The organism is Kineococcus vitellinus (assembly GCF_009906315.1).
GTDB classification, from domain to species: domain Bacteria; phylum Actinomycetota; class Actinomycetes; order Actinomycetales; family Kineococcaceae; genus Kineococcus; species Kineococcus vitellinus.
This window is the reverse complement of record NZ_JAAALL010000211.1, coordinates 1-7,818: the sequence shown is the minus strand read 5'-3', so window position 1 is coordinate 7,818 and position 7,818 is coordinate 1. Positions and strand designations below refer to the sequence as shown.

Genomic DNA, 7,818 nt, shown 5'->3' with positions numbered 1-7,818 from the left:
GCCGCCCCGGCGCGGCCGCCCCGCCCCCGCTCGCCGGCCGGGTGCTCGTCCACGCCAGCGGCTTCCGGCAGTCGCCGTACGCCGACCTGCGCCCGGCCGGCGACGACGTGCGCAGCTCCCGCTCGATCTCCCGCCGCTCCGCGGCCGGGGCGGCGGACGAGCTCGCGGGGCCGGCCGACGACGGGCACCGCCGCGCGCGGACCCCGCGCAAGCTGTGGCACTCCAGCGCCGGCAGCTCGGGGTGGTGAGCGGGCTGGTGAGCGGGGTGGCGGCCCGCGCGGTGACCCGCGTGGCGCTCGCGGCGCGCGCGCCCCGGGGCAGCGGTGCCGGGTGTCTAGGGTGGGGACCGACCACGACCGCCGCGCCGGCGGTCGCGCCGGCAGCAGCCTGGAGGAACGAGTGGCGAAGGAACGGGGCCGTCCCCGCACGTCGACGGTCCTCTGGGAAGGGGTCCAGCACCTGCTCGCCGACGCGGCCGGGGACGCGGCCGAGGACGCGGCCGAGGACGCGGCCGGGGACGCCGGGGAGCTCACCGTCGTCGACCTCGGCGGCGGCACCGGCGGCCTCGCCGTGCGGGTCGCCGCGCTCGGGCACCGGGTCGTCGTCGTCGACCCCTCGCCCGACGCCCTCGCCGCGCTGCAGCGGCGCACCGTCGAGGCGGGCCTGTCCGGGCGCGTGCGGGCCGTGCAGGGGGACGCCACCGACCTGTCCTCGGTCCTGGCGCCCGCCAGCGCCGACGTGCTGCTGTGCCACGGCGTGCTGGAGGTCGTCGACGACCCGGCGGCCGCGCTGCGCGCCGCCCGCGAGGTGCTGCGTCCCGGCGGCCGCCTCAGCCTGCTCGTCGCGCAGTGGCCCGCCACGGTGCTCGCGCGGGTCCTGGCCGGTCACCTCGCGCAGGCGCTGCACGTCCTGTCCGACGACACCCGCCGCTGGAGCTCCAGCGACCCGGTGCGCCGGCGCTTCGACCAGGCCTCGGCCACGGCGCTCGCCGAGGCGGCCGGCTTCAGCGTCACCGCGGTCGAGGGCACCCGGACCTTCAGCGACGTCGTCCCGGCGGTCAGCACCGAGTCCGACGACGACCTCGCGCTGCTGCGCGAGCTCGAGGCGGTGGCCGCCCGCTCGCCGGAGCTGCGCGTGCTGGCCGGGCACCTGCACCTGCACGCCCGCCGCTGAACCCCGCCGCGCGGGTGCGCGGTGAGCCGTCGGCAGGTGCGGCCCGGGTCCCCCGGCCGGTGGGGGCCGGACGGGGACGACAGCGGGTGCACCGTCCTGCACGTGGACATGGACGCCTTCTACGCCTCGGTGGAGCTGCTGCGCCGCCCGGACCTGGTGGGCACGCCCGTCGTCGTCGGCGGCGGTGCGCGGGGCGTGGTGCTGTCGGCCACTTACGAGGCGCGCCGGTACGGCGTGCACGCCGCCATGCCGATGAGCCGCGCCCGCCGGCTGTGCCCGGCGGCCACGGTGCTCGCGCCGCACCCGGAGGACTACGCCCGCGCCTCCGCCGGGGTCATGGAGGTCTTCCGCTCGGTCACCCCCCTCGTCGAGCCGCTCAGCCTGGACGAGGCCTTCCTCGACGTCGCGGGAGCGGTCCGCCGCCTCGGCAGCCCGGCGCGCATCGGCCGGGTCCTGCGCGACCGCATCGCCGACGAGCAGGGGATCACCTGCTCGGTGGGGGTGGCCTCGACGAAGTCCGTGGCCAAGCTCGCCTCGGGCGCGGCCAAGCCGGACGGCCTGCTCGTCGTGCCGCACGCGCAGACGGTGGCGTTCCTGCACGCCCTGCCGGTCGCGGACCTGCGGGGGGTGGGCGAGCGCACCGAGGAGGCGCTGGCCCGGCTGGGGCTGCGCACCGTCGCCGACGTCGCGCACACCCCCCTGGCGACGCTGGTGCGCGCCCTGGGGGAGGCCACCGGCCGGCACCTGCACGCCCTGGCGTGGGGGCGCGACGAGCGGCCCGTCGTCGCCGCGGCCCCCGAGCGCAGCATCGGCGCGGAGGAGACCTTCGCCCGCGACGTCGACGACCCCCGGGTGGTGCACCGGGAGCTGCTGCGGCTGTCCGAGCGGACGGCGGCGCGGGCCCGGGCGGCCGGGCTGGCCGGGCGCACCGTGGTGCTCAAGGTCCGCTTCGCGGACTTCACGACGATCACCCGCTCGCGGACCCTGCGCGAGCGCACCGACGTGACCCGCCTCGTCCACGCCACCGCCCGCGACCTCTTCGACGGGCTGGGGCTGCAGCGGGCGCGGCTGCGGCTGGTCGGGGTGCGCCTGGAGGGGCTGGCCGACGCCGCGGGCCAGCCGCACCAGCTGGCGCTGGGCGAGCGGGAGCGCGGGTGGCGCGAGGCCGACGGCGCGGTGGACCGGGCCGGCGCCCGCTTCGGCGCCGGCAGTGTGAGACCGGCCACGCTGCTGCCCGGGCGCCGGCCCGAGCCGGGCCCCTGACCGGCCGCTGACCTGCGGCGGAACCACTCGGCCGGCCCCTGCGTTCGCTCAGGAGCAGGGTGCGACACCCCGTTCGCACCGCAGGACTGCCGTCGGTGGTGGACGATGTGGTAAGTCGAGTTTCGTCCACCGCTCCACGGACATATCCTTGGGCTACAACGTGCGCACGCCAGGAGGTACAGGTGCCGCTCTCGGAACATGAGCAGCGTCTGCTCGAGCAGATGGAACGTGCGCTGTCCGCGGACGATCCCAAGTTCGCCAACGCCATGCGGGGCTCCCGCCACGGTCGCGCCGCCAAGCGGCGCCTCCTCATCGGCATCGTCGCCGTCGTGGTGGGGCTCGTGCTGCTCATCATCGGAGCCAGCACGAGCCAGATCTGGCTGGGGGCGGGCGGCTTCATCGTCATGCTCGCCGGCACGATCTGGGCCTTCTCGCCGGCGCGGGGGACGGGGGCGGCCGCCGGTCAGCCTCCCGCGGGCGCCCCGGGCGCCACGCGCCGACCGCGACCGGGCAAGACGCGGCGGGGCGGGACCTTCATGGAACGGCTCGAGCAGCGGTGGGACCGCCGACGCGGTCAGTGGTGAACGGCTGCCCGCCGCTCTGAGGGCGACGGGTCCACCGAGGACGGGACGAGGCGCTGCGGATCCCCGCAGCGCCTCGTCGCGTCTGCGCCCCGGCTCGCGCGGGGCGAGCCGGGGCGCAGTCGCGACCGCCCACCCCGCCCGGTCCGCTCAGTCCCGGTCCCACCAGTCCAGCCCGCGGCGCACGCCGGCCATCGGCAGCAGCCGGGCCCGCCACCGCACCCAGCGCGGCCGGGTGGCGGCCAGCGCGTCGACGACGACGTCCACCTGGGCGCGCACCAGCCGGCCCGCCTGCCCGGTGCGCTGGGCGAGGACCACACCACCGGACGGAGCGGTGGCCGGGGCGCCCGGCGCGGTGCCCGCGCCGAAGCGGGCGCTCTCGACGGCGGCGCGCATCCGCTGCAGCTCCGCCGCCGCCGCCGGGGGCAGCTCGGCGTACCCGAGCAGGCTCGCCGCCCGCTGGCGGGGGGTCGCCGACGGCGCCCAGCGCACACCGAGGTCGTGCACCCGGTCCTCCAGTTCCGCCCAGGCGGCCTCCGCGGAGGAGGGGGCGTCGTGCACCCGCGCCCAGCGGCGCCGGCCGAGCAGCGTCGCCGACACCCACGGGCCGAGCGCGAGGACGACGAGCAGCAGCCCGCCGAGGATCCAGCCCCAGGGCAGGGCCAGGAAGCGGTCCCAGCCGGTGACCGTCTCGGCGTAGCGCGGGTCGGTCTCCGAGGACGGCGTCGCCGGGGCCGTCGAGGTGGACGCGGCGGCCGACGGGCCGGTCGCCTGGGGGGCGGCGCTGCTGGAGGCCGTCGGGGCGCTCAGCGGGGTGCTGGGCACCGAGTACGCCGGCGACTGGCCGGTGCGGGTGGCCGGGGTCGGCTCGAAGCGGACCCAGCCGACGCCCTCGAAGTACAGCTCGGGCCAGGCGTGGGCGTCCTGGGCGCTGATCCGCCACCGGGCGTCGCCGCCCTCGTCGCCGGGCAGGAACCCGATCGCCACCCGGGCGGGGATGCCCAGCGACCGCGACATCACGGCCATGGCGGAGGCGAACTGCACGCAGAAGCCCGACTTCTGCTCCAGGAAGCTGGCGACCGCGTCGGCGCCGCCGTCGTTGGGGGCGGTCGTGGAGTAGGTGAACCCGCCCGTGGAGCGGAAGTAGCGCTGCAGCGCCGCGGCCTTCTCGTAGTCGCTGCCAGCGTCGGCGGTGACCTCGATCGCGGTCTCGCCCACGACCTGCGGCAGGGCCTCGGGCAGCTCGGTGTAGCGCGAGCGGACCTCGTCGGGGGCCTCGGGCGCCGAGCGCAGCTCCTCCTCGGTGGGCTCCACCTGCAGGTGGCTCACCGCGTACTGCCGGCCCCGCGTCGTCTCGCCGTCGCCGACGACGTTGAGGCTGTCGGTCTCGTAGAGCCACTCGCCGCCGATCTCCACGCGCAGCGCCGGGTAGGGCAGCGGCAGGTAGGTCTGGTCCAGGCCGCGCACCGAGATCGTCGTGCGGCGCGCCTGCGAGCGCTCGAGGACGGCGTCCCCGAGCCCGGGGGCCCGCGGCAGCCCGTCCTGGACCCGCTGGCTGCGCGGGATGTCGGCGCCCGTGCTCGGCGCCCACGTCTCGCCGTCGAAGACGTCGGCCGTGACGATCCGCAGCGGCGCCGGGTCCTCCTGGTCGGTCTGGTACGTGATGATCGTGGAGTCCGAGCGCGCCCCGAGGCTCGCCTTGAGGTTGAGGATCGGGTTGATGACGGCGATGGTGTCGCCCGGGCCGGTGTCGATGGTCAGCGACCGCTCGTCGAGGGCGGGGACGGCGGCCGGCACGGCCAGGGCCACCGCGATCGCCACGGCCGCGGTGCCGCCGGCGGTGGCGCCGGCGCTGGAGCGGCTGCGCCCGCCGCGGCGCAGCGCGCCCCGGTCCTCGCGGGCCGGCGAGCGCACCCAGCCGCGGCGGGAGCCGCCGGCCAGCAGCACGAGGTAGGGGACGGCGACGAGGGCGAAGACCACGGCGCCGGAGCCGCCCGGGGCCAGGGCCAGCGGCACCGCCAGCACCCCCGCCAGCGGCAGCCCCGCCAGGGCCGGCCGGCGCAGCGTCACGGCGAACAGGTCCACGGCCAGCGCCACCAGGCCCGAGCCGGCGACCAGCAGCAGGCGCAGCCCGCGCAGGTCGACGGCGGGGACGCTGTAGCGGCGGACGACCTGCACGCCGTCGTCGAGGAGCTGGGCCAGGCGCTCCAGCGTCGAGGCCGTCGGCAGCACCCCCAGCACGGTGGTGCTGCCGCCGAAGAGCACGAGCACGACGCACAGCAGGACGAGCGACTGCACCAGCACGGCCGGTCCGCGCCGGTGGGTGAGCGCGCGCACCAGCAGCCCGGCGCCCGTCACGGCGCAGACCGCGCCCAGGGCGCCGACGAGCCAGCCGGAGGACACCACCAGCGGGCGCATCGCCAGGACCGCCGCTGCGGAGGCGGCACCCGCCCACAGGGCGGTGCGGGCGCTGCGGGTCACGGGGCCACCTCCGTCGTCTCCTGCTGCGTCTGCTGCTGCGCCTCTTGCTGCGCCTCCTGCTGCGCCGGGCGTCGTCCCGCGCGGCCCGCCGCGCCGACGCGCCCGCCGCCGCTGCCGGCCAGCCGTCCCCACACCTCGCCCACGTCGTCGCCGGCGGCGGCCACGGTCGTGCGCCAGCCGGCGCGGGCCAGCACCAGCTGTGCCCGCTCCAGCCCCTGCTCCTGCTCCTGCGCGGCCGCGCCGGTCGCCCGGCCGCTCCAGGAGGAGGTGCGCTGCAGGACCGCCAGCGCCGGCACCCCCGGGGGGCGGGCGCTCAGCAGCGGAGCGACGTCGGCCTCGTCGACCTGGCCGAGCACGGCCAGCAGCAGCGTGGAGTCCCCGCGCCCCAGGAGGGCGGTGGAGCGGGCCAGCCCGTCCGGCGCACCCGGCCTCAACCGGGCCAGGGCCCGCAGCAGCCCCCGCGCGGCCGACGGGTCGTCCAGCTCCCGGGGCGGGTCGAAGGTGCCGTCGTGCAGCAGCCGCACGCGGTGGCCGCGGCGCTGCAGGTGCACCGCGGCGGAGGCCGCCGCGGTGACCGCCCACTCCAGCGAGGACGCGGCGCCGCGGCCCGCGTGCGCGGCCGCCCGGTCGTCCAGGAGCACGACGACGTCGGGACGGCCGGGGTGCTCGTCGGAGCGGACCATGACCGCGCCGCGCCGCGCCGTGGAGCGCCAGTGCACCCGGCGCAGGTCGTCGCCGACGCGGTACTCGCGGATGGAGACGTCGTCGGGGGAGCCGGTGGCGGCGGCGCCGGTGGAGGAGCCCCGCGAGCCGCCGGCGTCGCCGACGACGAGGTCGCGCAGCGGGTGCACCCGCGGCAGCACGTCGACCAGGGCGGTCCCGCCGACCCGCCGCCGCGCGGTCACCAGCCCGAACACGTCGCGGGCGACGAGGGCGGCGGGCCCGACGGTGAAGGAGCCCCGCACGTCCGAGCGCACGCTGTGCTCGAGGTCGAGGGTCTCGCCCTCGTGCAGGTGGGGGACGGCCAGGCGCACCGTCCCGCCCAGCGCGAGCGGCACCCGGTCCTCCAGGACCACCCGTGCGCCCGCCCGGCCGCGGCCGCTCACGGTCAGCCGGACGGGGCTGGCGACGCCCGCCTCCACGATGCCGGACCTCGACCTCGACACGAGGTCGAGGGTACGGGCGGCCCGGGAGGCGGCCCACGCGGCCGCCGCGCACAGCACCGCCAGCAGCACGCCGATGCGCAGGATGTCGCGCTGCCCGAGCAGCGGGGCGGCCACGAGCACGACGAGCGCGGCGGCCGCGAAGGCCCAGCCGCGCGCCGTGGGCCGCAGCCGCACCGCCCCGCGCGGGGGCGGCGTGGTCGGCGGGATGCTCACCGCGGCGAGGGCAGGGCGGTCGTGCGCAGCACGTCGGTGACGACGTCCGCGCCGTCGCGGCCGGCCAGCAGCGCGTCGGCGGTGAGCATGAGGCGGTGCGCCACGACGGGCACGGCCAGCGCCTGCACGTCGTCGGGGAGCACGTGGTCGCGGCCCTCCAGGGCGGCGCGGGCGCGGGCGGTGCGCAGCAGGTGCAGCGCGGCCCGGGGGGAGGCGCCCAGGCGCAGGTCGGGGTGCGTGCGGGTGCGCCGCACGAGGTCGACGACGTACTGCTTGAGCGCCTCGGCGGCGTGGACGCCGTGCACGGCCTGCGTGAGCCGGCGCACCTCGTCGGCGTCGACGACCGGGGTGACCGCGTCCAGGGGGCGGGTGGCCCCGTGCTCGCTGAGCATCGTCAGCTCCGCGTCGGCGGAGGGGTAGCCCATCGAGATGCGGGCGGTGAAGCGGTCGCGCTGGGCCTCGGGCAGCGGGTAGGTGCCGTCCATCTCCACGGGGTTCTGCGTCGCGAAGACGATGAAGGGGCGCTCCAGCGACCAGCTGGTGCCGTCCACGGTGACCTGCCCCTCCTCCATGCACTCCAGCAGCGCCGACTGCGTCTTGGGGGAGGCGCGGTTGATCTCGTCGCCGATGACGACGTTGGCGAAGACGGCGCCGGGGCGGAACTCGAACTCGCGCCGCTCCTGGTTCCAGACGCTGGAGCCGGTGACGTCGCTGGGCAGCAGGTCGGGGGTGAACTGGATGCGGCGCACGGTGCCGTCGATGGAGCGGGCCAGCGTCTTGGCGAGCATGGTCTTGCCGACCCCCGGCACGTCCTCGACGAGCAGGTGCCCCTCGGCGAAGAGGACCGTCAGCGCCAGGCGCACGGTCTCGTCCTTGCCCTGGATGACCCGCTCGACGGCCGCGGCGAGCGCGTCCGCGGTGCGCCGCAAGCGCTCCAGCGC

At 78.0% G+C, this 7,818-nt stretch carries 7 protein-coding genes; 4 read left to right on the top strand and 3 right to left on the bottom strand.

Going from position 1 to position 7,818, the window contains the following annotated elements:
• The 4 genes from GTQ99_RS16525 to GTQ99_RS16510 all read left to right on the top strand — a co-directional run.
• On the top strand, positions 1-248 hold a 248-nt coding region (locus GTQ99_RS16525; RefSeq protein WP_166616830.1), incomplete at its 5' end, for a hypothetical protein.
• Positions 249-399: 151 nt separating this feature from the next.
• Positions 400-1,173: a methyltransferase domain-containing protein gene (locus GTQ99_RS16520; RefSeq protein ID WP_166616829.1), complete on the top strand. Its 774-nt coding sequence runs from the start codon at positions 400-402 to the stop codon at positions 1,171-1,173.
• A gap of 21 nt (positions 1,174-1,194) precedes the next feature.
• Positions 1,195-2,436 carry a DNA polymerase IV gene (dinB, locus tag GTQ99_RS16515; RefSeq protein ID WP_166616828.1) on the top strand — a complete coding sequence of 414 codons (1,242 nt, stop codon included), beginning with the start codon at positions 1,195-1,197 and terminating at the stop codon, positions 2,434-2,436.
• Positions 2,437-2,618: 182 nt separating this feature from the next.
• The gene (locus GTQ99_RS16510) at positions 2,619-3,020 is read left to right on the top strand and encodes a DUF3040 domain-containing protein (RefSeq protein WP_166616827.1); all 402 of its coding nucleotides are present in this window, start codon (positions 2,619-2,621) and stop codon (positions 3,018-3,020) included.
• 147 nt (positions 3,021-3,167) lie between these two features.
• Here the strand turns inward: GTQ99_RS16510 and GTQ99_RS16505 are convergent, their stop codons facing one another.
• The 3 genes from GTQ99_RS16505 to GTQ99_RS16495 are packed head-to-tail and all read right to left on the bottom strand — an operon-like array spanning position 3,168 to position 7,815.
• Positions 3,168-5,498 (bottom strand): transglutaminaseTgpA domain-containing protein, encoded by a 2,331-nt coding sequence (locus tag GTQ99_RS16505; protein WP_166616826.1) that lies wholly within the window; start codon positions 5,496-5,498, stop codon positions 3,168-3,170.
• Positions 5,495-6,877 (bottom strand): DUF58 domain-containing protein, encoded by a 1,383-nt coding sequence (locus GTQ99_RS27045; RefSeq protein ID WP_166616825.1) that lies wholly within the window; start codon positions 6,875-6,877, stop codon positions 5,495-5,497. Before GTQ99_RS27045 ends, GTQ99_RS16505 begins: the two co-directional genes overlap by 4 nt.
• Complete coding sequence (locus GTQ99_RS16495) at positions 6,874-7,815, bottom strand: AAA family ATPase (RefSeq protein ID WP_420814575.1); 942 nt, start codon at positions 7,813-7,815, stop codon at positions 6,874-6,876. The genes GTQ99_RS27045 and GTQ99_RS16495 overlap by 4 nt, the downstream gene beginning before the upstream one ends.
• Positions 7,816-7,818: the final 3 nt, after the last annotated feature.